The organism is Halomonas saccharevitans (assembly GCF_032333995.1).
GTDB lineage: Bacteria > Pseudomonadota > Gammaproteobacteria > Pseudomonadales > Halomonadaceae > Halomonas > Halomonas saccharevitans.
In genome coordinates, this window is record NZ_JAVXUR010000003.1 from 89,179 (window position 1) to 103,424 (window position 14,246).

The 14,246-nt window shown below is 68.9% G+C and carries 12 protein-coding genes; 7 read left to right on the plus strand and 5 right to left on the minus strand.

Annotation, left to right across the window (positions count from 1 at the left end; translation table 11 throughout):
* Positions 1 to 210: 210 nt before the first annotated feature.
* The 5 genes from RSO68_RS08470 (at position 211) to RSO68_RS08490 (ending at position 5,297) form a co-directional block, all read left to right on the plus strand.
* Positions 211 to 699, plus strand: a complete 489-nt coding sequence (locus RSO68_RS08470) for a metallophosphoesterase family protein (protein ID WP_315586548.1) — start codon at positions 211 to 213, stop codon at positions 697 to 699.
* A gap of 76 nt (positions 700 to 775) precedes the next feature.
* Positions 776 to 2,266 (plus strand): hypothetical protein, encoded by a 1,491-nt coding sequence (locus RSO68_RS08475; protein ID WP_315586272.1) that lies wholly within the window; start codon positions 776 to 778, stop codon positions 2,264 to 2,266.
* Positions 2,267 to 3,295: a succinylglutamate desuccinylase/aspartoacylase domain-containing protein gene (locus RSO68_RS08480; protein WP_315586273.1), complete on the plus strand. Its 1,029-nt coding sequence runs from the start codon at positions 2,267 to 2,269 to the stop codon at positions 3,293 to 3,295.
* Positions 3,296 to 3,503: 208 nt separating this feature from the next.
* Positions 3,504 to 4,820 (plus strand): DUF2252 domain-containing protein, encoded by a 1,317-nt coding sequence (locus RSO68_RS08485; protein ID WP_089847009.1) that lies wholly within the window; start codon positions 3,504 to 3,506, stop codon positions 4,818 to 4,820.
* Positions 4,821 to 4,961: 141 nt separating this feature from the next.
* On the plus strand, positions 4,962 to 5,297 hold the full coding sequence (locus RSO68_RS08490) for a hypothetical protein (protein ID WP_315586274.1): 336 nt from the start codon (positions 4,962 to 4,964) through the stop codon (positions 5,295 to 5,297).
* 61 nt (positions 5,298 to 5,358) lie between these two features.
* Here RSO68_RS08490 and RSO68_RS08495 read toward each other — a convergent pair whose 3' ends face one another.
* From RSO68_RS08495 to RSO68_RS08510, 4 genes are all read right to left on the minus strand, one after another.
* Positions 5,359 to 5,850, minus strand: a complete 492-nt coding sequence (locus RSO68_RS08495) for a methylated-DNA--[protein]-cysteine S-methyltransferase (protein ID WP_315586275.1) — start codon at positions 5,848 to 5,850, stop codon at positions 5,359 to 5,361.
* Positions 5,851 to 6,005: 155 nt separating this feature from the next.
* Complete coding sequence (locus RSO68_RS08500; protein WP_217641038.1) at positions 6,006 to 6,134, minus strand: putative transporter small subunit; 129 nt, start codon at positions 6,132 to 6,134, stop codon at positions 6,006 to 6,008.
* A 57-nt stretch (positions 6,135 to 6,191) separates the two neighbouring features.
* On the minus strand, positions 6,192 to 7,898 hold the full coding sequence (locus RSO68_RS08505; protein ID WP_089847002.1) for a sodium:solute symporter family protein: 1,707 nt from the start codon (positions 7,896 to 7,898) through the stop codon (positions 6,192 to 6,194).
* Positions 7,899 to 8,404: 506 nt separating this feature from the next.
* Entirely contained in the window at positions 8,405 to 9,292 is an 888-nt protein-coding gene (locus RSO68_RS08510; RefSeq protein ID WP_089847001.1) for a DMT family transporter, read from the minus strand.
* 105 nt (positions 9,293 to 9,397) lie between these two features.
* Between RSO68_RS08510 and RSO68_RS08515 the strand changes: the two genes are divergently transcribed.
* Positions 9,398 to 10,264, plus strand: a complete 867-nt coding sequence (locus tag RSO68_RS08515; RefSeq protein WP_315586276.1) for a LysR substrate-binding domain-containing protein — start codon at positions 9,398 to 9,400, stop codon at positions 10,262 to 10,264.
* Positions 10,265 to 10,355: 91 nt separating this feature from the next.
* The gene (locus RSO68_RS08520; protein WP_315586278.1) at positions 10,356 to 11,837 is read left to right on the plus strand and encodes a protein adenylyltransferase SelO; all 1,482 of its coding nucleotides are present in this window, start codon (positions 10,356 to 10,358) and stop codon (positions 11,835 to 11,837) included.
* Positions 11,838 to 12,005: 168 nt separating this feature from the next.
* On the opposite strand, the gene katG is transcribed toward RSO68_RS08520, so the two are convergent.
* A complete protein-coding gene (gene katG / locus RSO68_RS08525) occupies positions 12,006 to 14,171 on the minus strand; it encodes a catalase/peroxidase HPI (RefSeq protein ID WP_315586279.1) in 2,166 nt (721 codons plus the stop codon).
* Positions 14,172 to 14,246 lie beyond the last annotated feature (75 nt).

Consider the following 14,246-nt stretch of genomic DNA (forward strand, 5'->3'; position numbering starts at 1 on the left):
TAAACGTGGCCGACGCCTTGGTGAGCCAGGGCTTAGCCGTCGACGGGGCTGCGAGGAGGCGCTGTGAACCCCTCCCTGGGCGCTACTTTTGCCATCCATGGCAAAAGACCTCCTCTTCGACGCGTCTCCAGCACTCGAATTGTGACGCTCTGGCATGGTCAAGTATCAGGCGCCACCATGGGGCCGAATCGCATGAAGGGAGACTGGTGCATGGAGACCGAGCGCTTCGACCTCGATGCCCCGATCGGGGTGATCGCCGACACCCACGGCACGCTGCGTGACGAGGCGCTGGCGCTGCTTGAGGGGTGCGGGCTGATCCTGCATCTCGGCGACGTGGGCAGCCGGGAACAGGACGAGGCGATCCTCGAGCGTCTTGCCGAGCTGGCGCCGGTTTACGCCGTGCGCGGCAACGTCGACACCGCGGCCTGGGCAGAGCGGCTGCCCTGGCACCAAGATCTGCTGGTCAACGGCTGGCGCCTGCACCTGGTGCACGATATCGCCGACTTCGACGCCGGCACCGCCTGTGACGCCGTACTTCACGGCCACTCCCACAAGGCGCGCCACGAATGGCGCGACGGCCGGCTGCTGTTCAATCCCGGCGGCGCCGGCCGTCGCCGCTTCTCGCTGCCGCTGACCCTCGGCCAGCTGTGGGCCGACGAGCGGGCCCTGCGCGGCGCCATCCTCCATTTGCCGATTTGATCCGCCCTTGGTGCCCCATCCCTGGAGACTTTACCTAGACTGGTGACAACGTCGGCCGCTCCGGGGAGGGAGTGCCATGGGCGCGATCATCGATCGCGACGCCTTCTCGGCGTCGGACTATCAGCGCTTCGGCAAGCGCCTGAGGGACAGCGTCGAGGTGCTGCGTGAGCTGCTCGCCCAGCCGGGCTTCGGGGCGGGGGCACCCAGCATCGGTGCCGAGCTGGAGGCCTATATCGTCGACGAGCGGGGCCGGGTGGCGCCGCTCAACCAGGCCCTGGTCGAGACCCTGCACGACCCCCAGCTGCAGCTGGAACTCAACCGCTTCAACATCGAGTACAACCTGGCGCCGCTGCCGCTCGCGGGCGGCCCGCTGCATGCCCTGGAGCGTCAGCTGTTGCAGGCCCTGGCGCGGCTCGAGGCGGCCGCGGCGCCTCATCGGGCCCACGTGGTGCCGATCGGTATCCTCCCCACCCTGCGCAGGACGGACCTGGGAGAGCATGCCATGAGCGACCTGCCGCGCTATCGCGCCCTGGAGCAGGGCCTCAAGCGGCTGCGCGGCGAGCCCTTCGATGTCGAGATCCGTGGCGAGGACAACGTGCGGGTCAGCAGCGACCATGTGGTCCTGGAGGGGGCCAACACCTCCTTCCAGCTCCATCTGCGGGTGCCCCCCGAGCGCTTCGCGGCGACCTTCAACGCCGCCCAGCTCGTCACCCCGTTGGTGCTGGCGCTTTCCGCCAATTCACCGCTCTTCCTGCAGCGCCGGCTGTGGGACGAGACCCGTGTCGCCCTGTTCAAGCAGGCGGTGGATTGCCGGATGCGTGGCGCCGACCGCTGGCAGCAGCCGGCGCGGGTGACCTTCGGCCAGGGCTGGGTGCGCGAGGGCGCCTTCGAGCTGTTCGCCGAGGCGGTAGCCCTATATCCGCCGATCCTGCCGCTCACGTCCGACACTCTCCCCGAGGATCGGCCGCCCGGCACCACGGCGCCGGGGCTTTCCGAGTTGCGTCTGCACATGGGCACCGTCTGGCCCTGGAACCGGGCGGTCTACGATCCCGCCGATGGCGGCCACCTGCGGGTGGAGATGCGCGCCCTGCCGTCGGGGCCGACCGCCGTGGACATGGTGGCCAACGTGGCCCTGCTGCTGGGGCTGGTGGCCGCCCTGCGCGACGACATCACCGAGTGGCTGAGCGCCATGCCGTTCCGCTACGCCGACTACAACTTCTATCGCGCCGCCCAGTCGGGGCTGGACGCCCGGCTGCTGTGGCCGCATCGCAAGCACCATCGCCTGGAGGAGACGCCGGTGGTGACGCTGCTCGAGCGGCTGCTGCCCGAGGTCCCGCGGGGGCTGCGTGCCCTGGGCGTGGCGGATGCCGACAGCCACCCCTACCTCGAGGTGATCGCCGAGCGCCTCCAGGCGCGGACCAGCCCTGCCCGCTGGCAGCGCGAGAGGCTCGCCCAGCTCGAGGCGCAGGGCCTGTCCCGCGCCAAGGCCTGTCATCGGCTGCTCGACGCCTACCGTATCGCGGCGGCCACCAACCGGCCGGTGGCGCGCTGGCCGCAGGAGGAGTGAATGGAGGGACTGTCGCTGCCGGTCATCACCGACCCACCGGACGATCATCGCGATGTCGATGCCTGGCTCCAGACCCTCGGCGGGCCCGTCTGGCTGATGCTCGAGGGGGAGGATGACCGGCGCTGCCGGGTGGTCACCACCCTGCTGCACGGCAACGAACCCTCCGGCACACTGGCGCTGCACCGCTGGCTGGTGGAGCGCCCGCGGCCCCGTACCCGGCTGGCGGTGTTGCTGGCCAACGTCCGGGGGGCGCTGTCGCATCCGGCCTTTACCCATCGCCATACCCCGGACGACCGGGACCTCAATCGCTGTTTCCGGCCCCCTTTCGACGGGCCGGCCGGAGAACTCGCCTGGGCCATCATTCAGGACCTGGAGGCCTGGGCGCCGGAATGCATCATCGATCTTCACAACACCTCCGGCAATGGCCCCGCCTTCGCCGTGAGCACTCGTCGCCACCCGCTCATCGAGGCCCTGTGCGGCCAGCTCTGCGAGCAGCTCATCGTCACCGACCTGCGGCTGGGCAGCCTGATGGAGTTGCCGCTCCAGCGCCCGCGACTGGCGGACTGTCCCGTCTTCACCCTCGAGTGCGGCGGCGCCCTGCAACCCGCCGCCCGTGACGTGGCCGAGGGCCTGTATCGGCTGCTCGCCGAGTGTCCGGACCTGACGGCCCTGCCCGCCGCGCCGGGGCTCGAGGTGCTGGTGCATCCGCTGCGGGTGGAGCTTTGCCCCGGTGCCAGCGTCGCCTACGACCGCGCGCCCCGTCCCGACGTGGACGTGACGCTCTGGGCGCGGATCGACGAGCACAACCGCGGCGTGACCACTCCGGGCGCGACCCTCGGCTGGCTGGGCCCCCGGGGCCTTTCCTGCCTGCAGGCGCGAGACGGGCAGGGCCGCGAGCGAGTCGAGGAGCTGCTCTGCGTGCGGCAGGGACGGCTCCATGCGCGCCGCCCGCTGCGCCTGTTCATGGCCACCACCAACAGCGAGATCGCCCGCAGCGACTGCCTCTTCTATGCGGTTCCCCTGGCGTAGGCGAGGCGGCCAGCGCAGGACCTTGGCCTGCGCTTATCACACGTCGTCGACCCGCAGGCTCGGGCGGTATGCCAACGGCAGCCGTGGGTGGATCGGGGCATTACGCTGCGGGGCAACACGCTACAGGGGCTTGTCGCTGGCGGCGCTGCCTGCTTGACTGGCGAGGACCGCGGGATCGCGGTCCTCGTCTGCCATCGGGAGCTCCTGCATGTCGCCACCCCTGACGCGCCACAATCGTCCCCGCCAGGTCCTCGATGCCATCGAGGCTGCCAACGCCGCTCTGGACGAGAGCGATCGCCACGCCAAGTACGCCAAGCTGGCCGAGTCGCCCTATCGCTTCTTTCGCGGTACCAACCATCTCTACTGGCGAGACGTCTGGCACGACTGGCGCTTCGCGCTGTTCGGCGGCCTGGCGGAGACCCAGACCTGGCTGCAGGGCGATGCTCACGCCTACAACTTTGGCGCCTACGGACATCACGACGACGCCGTGCGCTACGGGATGGACGATTTCGACGACGCCATGATCGGCGACTACCAGTATGACCTGTGGCGCCTGGCCATCAGCCTGGTACTGGATGCCCGCGAGAATACCGGCCTGTCCGGCAAGGCGATTCGTAAGGCGCTGAAGTCTCTGGTCAGCCGCTATTACGACGAGCTGGCCCGCCACGTGGAGGGCGAGGTGCCCGGCGCGGTGACACTGGCCACCGCCAAGGGGCCGCTCAAACCCTTCATGAAGAAGGTAGGCAAGAAGAAGAGCCGGGCGAAGATGCTCGAAAAGTGGACCGTCGTGACCGAAGACGGCCGGAGCTTCGCCGAGCGTCCCGACAAACTGTCGGCCCTGCCGGCGCACCTGGCGAGTCAGCTGCGCAAGGCCGTCGAGGAGGAGTACCGCCACACCCTGAACGCCCCCGCGAGCGAGGCGGAAGAGGGCCATTTCCGGGTCAAGGACATGGCCCGCCGGCTCGATGCCGGCACCGGCTCGCTGGGCCTCGAGCGCTTCTACGTGCTGATCGAGGGCGGGCAGGACCACGAGCACGACGACATCATTCTCGATATCAAGCAGCAGAACCCGCCGGAGGGCTGGCGGCTGATGGGGGGCGCCGAGAAGCGCGCCTGGCGACGCGCCTTTCCCCACGAAGGGCTGCGTCACGCGGCGGCCTTCGTGGCCATCGCCGAGCACCCCGACCCCTACCTGGGCTGGCTGCACCTGGGCGATACGGTGTTCTCGGTGCGTGAGCGCTCGCCCTTCAAGGAAGACTTCCCGACCCACAAGCTCGACGGCGCCAAGCCGTACCGCCAGCTGGTCAAGCAGTGGGGACGCATCCTGGCCCGGGAGCACCTGCGCGGCGCCCAGGCCCTGAACCACGACGATCCAGGGCGCTTTGCCCGCGCCGTCGGTGCCTGCGTCGAGGGGCGGCTCGAGCGCTGCGTGGACATGGTGACCACCCTGGCGCTCAGCTATGCCGACTGTGTGCGCCAGGACTATCGCACCTTCCTGGCATGGCAAGACGAGCCCCCCTCATGAGCGGCTGATGGCGCCCGCGGCGGGCGCGCCCCGGGACAGCGTCGACTGGCTGCCTCTGGCCCTGGGGCGTCTCGTAGGCGCCGGGGTGCAGTAACGACTCAGACGCGTCTTCCTCTCCCGGCCTGGAGCCACGCTTTCACCATGACCTCATCGACGCCCCTCACCACGCCCGACGGCCGTTATATCGTGGTGCGCGGCCGCCTCTGGCGGTGCACGAATCCCGAGCTGCCCGAGCCGGAACGCCAGGCCTGGGTAGAGCGGCTGATGCGGGCCCGGCGGGACGTGGCCCAGGCGAAGCGCACGCAAGATCCGCAGGCACAGCGCGAGGCCCGTGATCGGGTCGACGAGGCGAAGCGGGCGCTGGGCGAGCGCGGGCCGGTGTGGTGGACGGACGGGGCGCCGGACTATACCCGCTGCATGGCGAGGAATACGCCCTACGCGGCCTGGTACCGAGAGGTGGAGACGGCGCGAGGCTGATGCCGCGCGCGACACGCTCTCGACCGGAATGAGATCGGATCGAGGCCGGGAGTCGAGGCGGTCAGCTCAGCGCGAAGGGCACCTCGCCGGCCTCGTGGGCCAGCAGCCACTGCTTGCGGCCGATGCCGCCGGCATAGCCGGTGAGGCGGCCGTCGCTGCCGATTACCCGGTGGCAGGGCACCACGATGGCCAGCGGGTTCTTGCCGTTGGCCGCACCCACCGCGCGCTGGCCGCCGCGGCAGTGCAGCTGCTCGGCGATCTCGGCGTAGCAGCGGGTCTCCCCGAAGGGGATGTCGGCGAGCGCCTGCCAGACGCGCCGCTGGAAGTCGGTGCCCTCGGGCGCCAGCGGCAGGTCGAAGGCGTGGCGCTCGCCGGCGAAGTATTCGTCGAGCTGGGCTCGGGCCTGCTCGGTGGCCTCGCCGGGCCGGGCCGGCTCCTCGGCCTCCATCACGAAGGCGATCTCGGTGAGACCCTCGGCGCTGGCGCGCAGGCGAATCAGGCCAAGGGCCTCGGATTGCGGCGGCTGGTAGTAGTCCAGGGCGTGGTCCGTCATCGTCGTGGCTCCCTGTTGAGGCGACCCGGGTCGCGGGGCGTGTCCTCACAGTCTAGCCCCTCCTCGCCGCCGAACTGAACGAAAAAGGCCCCGCCGGCAGCTGCCGGCGAGGCTATTGGTGTGCCTGAGATCTCGCGATCACGGGCGGGCGGACGTCACACGAGCTCGCGATGCTCGCGCTTGGCGTCGCGGCGGTCGCGCAGCACGGCGCGGCAGATCAGCACCAGCACGCCCAGGGTCAGGGCGGGCCAGATGAGCACGTAGAAGCCGTAGAGCAGAGTCATGGTCGTTCTCCTCATGGCGGCGCCGGAGGCCGGCGCCGCGGTGGATGGTCGCTTGGCTCAGCGCTGGCCGGCCAGGGTGGCGGAGGACGGTGCCGCCGCCCGGCGCGGTGTGGCCGTGGGTTCGGCGTGGGCCTGGTCGTAGTCGCCGACCCGCTCACCGATGGTGGCGAAGTCGAAGGGCTCCTGGCGGCTCGCCAGGCTCATCACCACGCAGACCAGGGTGCTGGTCCCGTAGGCGGTCAGCGAGGCCAGCAGCACGGTGTACTCGCGCAAAAAGCCGGTGGCGAAGATCAGCATCGCGGCGAGTGCCAGGCCGCCGGCGAGGAAGCCCATCGCGCGGCCCAGGAAGCCGAAAACCATCAGCCCGATGATCACGCCGCCGCCGATGCTCGCCAAGAGCTCGAAGAGCAGGCCGGTGGCGCCGTTAAGCGGCAGCCACTCGAAGCGTGCCAGGCAGAACATCACCATGGCCACCAGCACCGAGGTGGTGAAGGCGGCGTTGGTGATGCGGTCCCAGAAGCAGCTGGCGATCACCGGGAAGACGATGGCGCCCCACAGTGCGCCGACGAACACCAGCATTACCAGGATATCCAGCGAGAAGCTGGCGAAGACGATGCCCACCGCGGTGGCGACGATCATGGTCAGTCGGCCCACCAGCAGCATGCGCTGGGGGTCGGCCTTGCCGCGGGCGATATTCTTGCCGTAGACGTCGGCCATCATGATCGCCGACAGCGCGGAGAGATCGGAGTCGGCGGTGGAGGAGAGCGAGCCGATCACCAGGATGAAGAACAGCGCGATGAATACCGGCGGCAGGTAGCCCGAGACCATCTGCGGGATCAGGTTGTTCATGTCGCCGTTCAGCGGCTCGATGCCCAGCGTCAGGGCCATCAGCCCGATCATGCCCAGGCCGATGACGATGGCGCCGTAGCCCACCGTGGCGGTGAGGAAGGTCGGCTTGATGTGCTCCTCGTTGACCGCGAACAGGCGCTGGGAAATGGTCTGGTTGCCGATGGCGTAGGCCAGCACGGCGACGAAGAAGGGCGCGCCCTGATGGAGGATGGCCTCCGTGGAGAAGAAGTCGGCCTGCTCGACGGTCAGGTTGTCGAGCCCGGCGACCAGCTCGCTGGGGCCGCCCATGGCGAAGAACACCGCGGGAATGATCACCACGGCGATGGCCATCAGCGCCACCAGCTGGGCGAAGTCGGTCATCACCGAGGCGCGAAAGCCCGACCACAGGGTATAGAGCAGCACGCCCACGCCGGCGATGATCACCCCGGCCTGGAAGGAGAGCGGCGAGAGCACCGAGACCAGGGCGCCGGCGGCGGTGAAGTTGACCATCAGGCTGATCACGCTGCCGAGCACGTTGGAGAGCGCCAGGATCAGCTGGCTGGAGCTGCCGTGACGGGCGTGGATCAGCTCGCCCAGGGTGTGAGCGTTGGGGGCGAGCTTGCGAAAGCGTCGGCCGAACGGATAGATGAACAGGATCATCAGCGCCCCCCAGAGCCCGTAGTGGATGGGGCCAGAGACGCCGTAGGTGTAGCCGGAAGTGGCGGCGGCATAGAAGGAGGCGGCCCAGATCCAGGTGGCGGTCATGCTGGCCGCGCCGATGCCGAAGCCGATGCGGTGGTTGGAGACCATGAAGGCGTCGGCGTCTTCCTTCTTCTTGCGGATGCCGAGCGTGAGCAGATAGGTGCCGCCGTAGAAGGCGAGCATCAGCAGGACGACGGTCAGGGTCGAGAATTGATGGAGTGATGTGCTGTTCAAGGGCAGTCCCTCGGTGAGTGGAAGGGGCGCGTCGCGTGCCAGCCACGCAGGGGGCGGTACGCCGGACGCGATGGACGGTCAGGGCAGGGTGGTGATCGCGCACGCGGCGCTGACGCCGAGTCCCGTATTACAAGGGCGGCGAGGCGCGGCAATAGGCACGGGTCGCGGGGTGGCGGCGCGTGGCGTTACCCGGGGAAGGGTCTGGCTGGTGGCGGGCGGCGCGGCATGCAGCGGCCCTGTTCGGCGTAATGGGGCGACATGGATTCGTTCTCTATCGATGACGTCGGCGACGGACAGTCGAAAGTGCCGGTGATCCAGTCTGCGGTGAAGCGAGACCAGTCGGTCACGGGGGTGACCGCCTCGAGGGCGCGGTTGGGAGACCGCGCCGAGGCGCCATTACCGTACTGGCCTGGCGAGAAGATGTCCAATCTGTGCCGAGATGGCTGTGAAATGCCGTCAGCGTCTCGAAAAACGAGGAGTCGGAGAGAGGGCGCCGTTCCTGGCGCTCAGCGCGTCGAGGCCGTGTAGCTTCCCCACAGCACCAGCCCGGCGGCCAGCGGCAGTCGCCAATCCGGCGAGGCGACCCCGGCGATCACCAAAAAGAGCGTGGCCAGCACCGGCACGGCGTGGGCCAGGTTGCCCAGCCGATGCGCCTGCGGGTCGCCGAGGGCGCGGTCCCAGGCGAGCATGGCGATGCCGTAGGGGCCCAGGCCCAGGGCGGCGGTGGCCAGCAGTTCCTGAGACGAGGGCAGCTCGCTCACCCCTTCCAGCGCCAGGCTGGCGACGCCGGTCATGACGCTGGCGATCAGCAGCATGTGCGGCATGCGTTCGCCGAACCGGAACCCCGGCACCTGGCTTGCCAGCGAGAAGAGCGCCCAGCACAGCGCCGTGCCGAAGGCCAGCAGGTAGCCGCCCCAGGCGCCGGAAACGCCGCCCGACAGGGCCTGGGGAACCACCAGCAGGGCGGCACCAGAGAAGGCCAGCAGCGCGCCGCCGAGGGTGGCCAGCGGCAGGCGCCGCAGTACCATCCAGCGGCTCGCCAGCAGGAAGATGACCGGCCAGGTGTAGGTGATCAGCGCCGCCTCGGCGGGCGGTGCCAGGGAGAAGGCGGCGAAGCAGGCGCCTACGGCTCCGGCCATCAGCAGCGCCCCGAGGAGGTTGATCGCCCCGCCCTGGACCCGCGAATGCGTGGCCGCGGGGCGCCGCCGGCCGCGCGCCATGGGCAGCGTGCCCAGCGCGCCAGCCAGCAGCGCCATGGCAGAAAGGCGCAGCGGCGGCAGGTCGCCGGCGGCGATCATCAGCAGCGGTACCAGCGCCCAGAGAATGATGGCCAGGCCGGCGGCGCCGGCACCAGGCCACGGAAAACGGGAAACGCCTAACGTATGGCCCAGCATGATCGCTACCTCCTCGCCCAGTGAGTGACGAGGGCATGCTATCCCGTCCATACTCATCACAAAATAGATCCTTATTGATGCGACCTATCAAGGATGGTGATGTTTATGCGTGCTCCAACGCTCGATCTCGGCCTGTTGCGGACGCTGGTGGCGGTGGCCGATACCGGCAGCGTGACCGCCGCCGCCCGGCGCCTGGCCTATACCCAATCCACCGTCAGCATGCAGCTGCAGCGCCTGGAGAGCGCGCTGGACGTGGCGCTCCACGAGCGCGAGGGGCGGCGGCTGCGTTTCACCGCCGAGGGCGAACGGCTGCTCGGCCATGCCAGAAAACTGCTGTTGCTTAACGACGAGGCGCTCGCCGACATGCGCACGCGCCGGGTCACCGGCGACCTGAACCTCGGGATTCCCGAGGACTACGCCAGCCTGCTGACCTCGGTGTTCTCCTGGTTTCACCAGCTCTACCCCGAAGTGCGCCTGCAGGTGACCTGCGGCACCAGTGCTCACTTGATGGAGCAGGTGCGGGCCGACGAGCTGGACCTGGCGCTGGTGACCCGGCAGCGCCGCTCGCCCGGCGGCGAGATGATTCGCCGCGAGCCGCTCGCCTGGGCGGTGGGCCTGCAGCACCAGCCCTCGCTGACCGATCCTCTGCCGCTGGCGCTTTACTCGCTGGGCGCCGACCTGTTCCGGGAAGTGGCCGAGCAGTCGCTGGCCGCCGCCGGCCGCGACTGGCGAGTGGCCTACACCAGCCAGTCGATGGTCGGCCTGGGGCCGGTGGTGCAGGCGGGCCTGGCCATCGTGGTGGTGACCCGCAGCATGCTGACGCCCCAGCTGCGCGCCCTGGACGAGTCGAGCGGCCTGCCGGCGCTGCCGCCCGTGGAGCTGGCCCTACACCGTGCCGCTCGGCGCCCCACCGAGCCGGCCCGGCGCCTGGCCGAGCTGATCCGCGAGGAGCTCTCCCTGGGCGAGGGGTGAGTCAAGTGGTGGGTCGATAAGCGCAATCCTGATCGATATACTCGGGTATTCATTATCTCGCTGTCGCGCCCAGCCGCCGATCGGAGTCGCCATGTTTCCCGAGTTCACCCTGCGCTACGCTCGCCTGCCTGACCGTTTCTTCGTTCGCTTCGACCCCGTGCCGGTGGAGGCGCCGAGGCTCTTGGCCTTCAACCGGCCGCTGGCCGAGGAGCTGGGCTTCGATCCGGCGGCCTTCGATGAGGCCCTCGATGAGGGGCGGGCCGCCGATACCTTTGCCGGCAACGCCGTGCCGCAAGGCGCCGAGCCGCTGGCCCAGGCCTATGCCGGTCACCAGTTCGGCCACTTCAACCCGCGTCTGGGCGACGGCCGCGCGGTGCTGCTGGGCGAGGTGACCGACCGTGAGCGGCGGCTGCGCGATATCCAGCTCAAGGGCGCCGGCTGCACGCCCTTCTCCCGTGGGGCCGACGGGCGCGCGCCGCTCGGCCCGGTGCTGCGCGAGTACCTGGTCAGCGAGGCGATGCACGTCCTGGGCATTCCCACCACCCGCGCGCTGGCCGCAGTCGCCACCGGCGAACGGGTCTTTCGCCGGGTGCCCGAGCCCGGCGCCGTGCTGACCCGGGTGGCCTCGAGCCACCTGCGCGTGGGCACCTTCCAGTACTTCGCCGCGCGGGGCGACGAGGAGGCCATTCGTCTGCTCGCGGATCTCGCCATCGAACGGCACTATCCCGAGCTCGCCTTGCTGCCGCCGGAGAGCCGCTACCTCTCGCTGGTGGAGGCCGTGCAGGCACGCCAGGCCCGGCTCGTCGCCGGCTGGATGGGGCTCGGCTTCATCCACGGCGTGATGAATACCGATAACACCTCGATCGCCGGGGAGACCATCGACTACGGCCCCTGCGCCTTCATGGAGGCCTATGATCCCGAGCAGGTGTTCAGCTCCATCGACGAGGGCGGCCGCTACGCCTATCGCAACCAGCCGTGGATCGCCCAGTGGAACCTGGCGCGCTTCGCCGAGACCCTGATCCCGCTGATCGATGACGATGCGGACCAAGCCGTGGAACGCGCCACCGCGGTGATCCAGGCCTACCCTGAGCAGTACGAGGCCGAGTGGCTCTCGGTGATGCGCAATAAGCTGGGGCTCGCGCGGGCCGAGGAGGGCGACCGCGAGCTCGCCGAGGCCTTCCTCGAGGCCCAGGCGGCCGGCCGCGCCGACTTCACCCTGAGCTTTCGACAGCTTGCCGAGGCGGTGGAGGAAGACGCCCCGGCGCTGCTCGAACTGTTCGAGCACCGCGAGGCCCTGCACGAGTGGCTGCCGCGCTGGCGACAGCGGCTGGCCCGGGAGGACGCGAACCCGGCGACGATCGCCGCCCGGCTCTGCGCGACCAACCCGCTCTATATTCCGCGCAACCAGCGGGTGGAAGAGGCGCTGGCCGCGGCCGCCGAGGGCGACATGGCGCCCTTCGAGACACTGCGCGAGGTGCTGGCGACCCCCTTCGAGGCCCAGCCCGATCGCGAGGCCTACGCCCGGCCTTCGCCGGCCGGCCAGGCCGTGTTCCGCACCTTCTGCGGCACCTGAGCCGGCCGCGACGAGGCGACGGCCGATCATCGGCTGATCGGGTGGCGCGTAGAGAACCTCGCAGCCGGAGTATCCGGGCGCCCCTGAACACGCCCACAAAAAAGCCGCGCCGCCCGGAAGGGCTGGCGCGGCTTGAGCTGACGAGTCAGCGATGGCCCGGAACGGGCTTCAGTCGAGGTCGAAGCGGTCGGCGTTCATCACCTTGGTCCAGGCGGCGACGAAGTCCTTCACGAACTTCTCCTCGTTGTCGTCCTGGGCGTACAGCTCGGCGTAGGCGCGCAGGATGGAGTTGGAGCCGAACACCAGGTCGACGCGAGTCGCGGTGAACTTGGTGTCGCCGCTCTGGCGATCGACGATGTCGTAGGCGTTCTTGCCGGTCGGCTCCCAGCGGTTGCCCATGTCGGTCAGGTTGACGAAGAAGTCGTTGGTCAGCTGGCCTACGCGATCGGTGAACACGCCGTGCGGAGTGCCGCCGTGGTTGGTGCCGAGCACTCGCATGCCGCCCAGCAGCACGGTCATCTCCGGCGCGGTCAGACCCATCAACTGGGCGCGATCCAGCAGCATTTCCTCCGGCTTGACCACGTACTCCTTCTTCTGCCAGTTGCGGAAGGCATCGGCCAGCGGCTCCAGCGGCTCGAAGGATTCGGCGTCGGTCATCGCCTCGCTGGCGTCGCCGCGGCCCTTGGCGAAGGGCACGTGAACGTCGTGGCCAGCCGCTTTGGCCGCCATCTCAACGCCCAGGTTGCCGCCCAGCACGATGACGTCGGCGATGCTCGCGCCGGTGTCGGCGGAGATCTGCTCGTAGGTCTTCAGCACCTTGGCCAGACGCTCCGGCTCGTTGCCTTCCCAGTGCTTCTGCGGGGCCAGGCGTATACGCGCCCCGTTGGCGCCGCCGCGCATGTCGGAGCCTCGGAAGGTGCGGGCGCTGTCCCAGGCGGTGGCGATCAGCTCATTCAGGGAGAGGCCGGCTTCGGCGATCTTCGCCTTGACGACCTCCTCGGTGTAGTTGGTCTCACCCTGGGGCACCGGATCCTGCCAGATCAGGTCCTCGGCCGGTACGTCCGGGCCGATATAGCGGGATTTCGGCCCCATGTCGCGGTGCGTCAGCTTGAACCAGGCGCGAGCGAAGGCGTCCTTGAAGTACTCGGGATCGGCCATGAATTTCTCGCAGATCGCCCGGTACGCGGGATCCATCTTCATCGCCATGTCGGCGTCGGTCATCATCGGGTTATGGCGCTTGGAGGGGTCGGTCGCATCGACCGGCTTGTCCTCCTCCTTGATGTCGACCGGCTCCCACTGGTTGGCGTCGGCGGGGCTCTTCTTGAGCTCCCACTCGTAGCCGAACAGCATGTCGAAGTAACCCATGTCGAACTGGGTCGGATTGGTGGTCCAGGCGCCCTCGAGGCCCGAGGTGATCGCGTTGGTCGCCTTGCCGTCAAGGTTGGGGTTCATCCAGCCGAAGCCCTGGGTCTCGACGTCGGCGCCTTCCGGCTCGGCGCCGAGCGCCTCGGCGTCACCGTTGCCGTGGGTCTTGCCCACGGTGTGGCCGCCGGCGGTCAGGGCCGCAGTTTCCTCGTCGTTCATCGCCATGCGGGCGAAGGTCACGCGGACCTGCTCGGCGGTCTTGAGCGGGTCGGGCTCGCCGTTCACCCCTTCCGGGTTCACGTAGATCAGGCCCATCTGCACGGCGGCCAGCGGATTTTCCATGGTGTCCGGCTGGTCGACGTCGTCATAGCGGCTGTCGGACGGCGCCAGCCACTCCTTCTCGGCCCCCCAGTAGATGTCCTTCTCGGGGTGCCAGATGTCCTCGCGACCGTAAGAGAAACCGAAGGTCTTGAAGCCCATGGATTCGTAGGCCACGTTGCCGGCCAGGATGAACAGGTCGGCCCAGCTGACCTGGTTGCCGTATTTCTTCTTGAGCGGCCACAGCAGACGGCGTGCCTTGTCGAGGTTGCCGTTGTCGGGCCAGGAGTTCAGCGGCGCGAAGCGCTGGTTACCGGTGCCGGCACCGCCACGGCCATCGGCCAGGCGGTAGGTGCCTGCCGCGTGCCAGGCCAGGCGAATCATCAGGCCGCCGTAGTGGCCCCAATCGGCTGGCCACCACTCCTGGCTGTTGGTCATCAGCTCGTGCATGTCCCTCTCGAGGGCCGCATGGTCGAGCTTCTTGACCTCTTCCCGATAGTCAAACGCCTCACCCAGCGGATTGGTCTTGCGATCGTGCTGATGGAGGATGTCCAGGTTCAGCGATTCCGGCCACCAGGCGACCACATCGGCCTTCTCTTGGGTGTTGGAACCGTGCATCACCGGACACTTGCCTGTCTGCTGTTCGCCCATGTTGCTCTCCAATCTTTGCTGCATATAGGGGTCTGTCTGGGTGTGGTAAGCGACGAGTCTGGTTGAGAGTAGTGT

What these genes read in the sequence shown, in the direction of transcription:
- RSO68_RS08475 (WP_315586272.1), top strand. Translation starts at nt 776, where the DNA reads ATGGGCGCGATCATCGATCGCGACGCCTTCTCGGCGTCGGACTATCAG.
- RSO68_RS08510 (WP_089847001.1), bottom strand. Translation starts at nt 9,292, where the DNA reads ATGCTGGGCCATACGTTAGGCGTTTCCCGTTTTCCGTGGCCTGGTGCC.
- katG (WP_315586279.1), bottom strand. Translation starts at nt 14,171, where the DNA reads ATGGGCGAACAGCAGACAGGCAAGTGTCCGGTGATGCACGGTTCCAAC.
- RSO68_RS08495 (WP_315586275.1), bottom strand. Translation starts at nt 5,850, where the DNA reads ATGACGGACCACGCCCTGGACTACTACCAGCCGCCGCAATCCGAGGCC.
- RSO68_RS08515 (WP_315586276.1), top strand. Translation starts at nt 9,398, where the DNA reads ATGCGTGCTCCAACGCTCGATCTCGGCCTGTTGCGGACGCTGGTGGCG.
- RSO68_RS08485 (WP_089847009.1), top strand. Translation starts at nt 3,504, where the DNA reads ATGTCGCCACCCCTGACGCGCCACAATCGTCCCCGCCAGGTCCTCGAT.
- RSO68_RS08490 (WP_315586274.1), top strand. Translation starts at nt 4,962, where the DNA reads ATGACCTCATCGACGCCCCTCACCACGCCCGACGGCCGTTATATCGTG.
- RSO68_RS08480 (WP_315586273.1), top strand. Translation starts at nt 2,267, where the DNA reads ATGGAGGGACTGTCGCTGCCGGTCATCACCGACCCACCGGACGATCAT.
- RSO68_RS08500 (WP_217641038.1), bottom strand. Translation starts at nt 6,134, where the DNA reads ATGACTCTGCTCTACGGCTTCTACGTGCTCATCTGGCCCGCCCTGACC.
- RSO68_RS08470 (WP_315586548.1), top strand. Translation starts at nt 211, where the DNA reads ATGGAGACCGAGCGCTTCGACCTCGATGCCCCGATCGGGGTGATCGCC.
- RSO68_RS08520 (WP_315586278.1), top strand. Translation starts at nt 10,356, where the DNA reads ATGTTTCCCGAGTTCACCCTGCGCTACGCTCGCCTGCCTGACCGTTTC.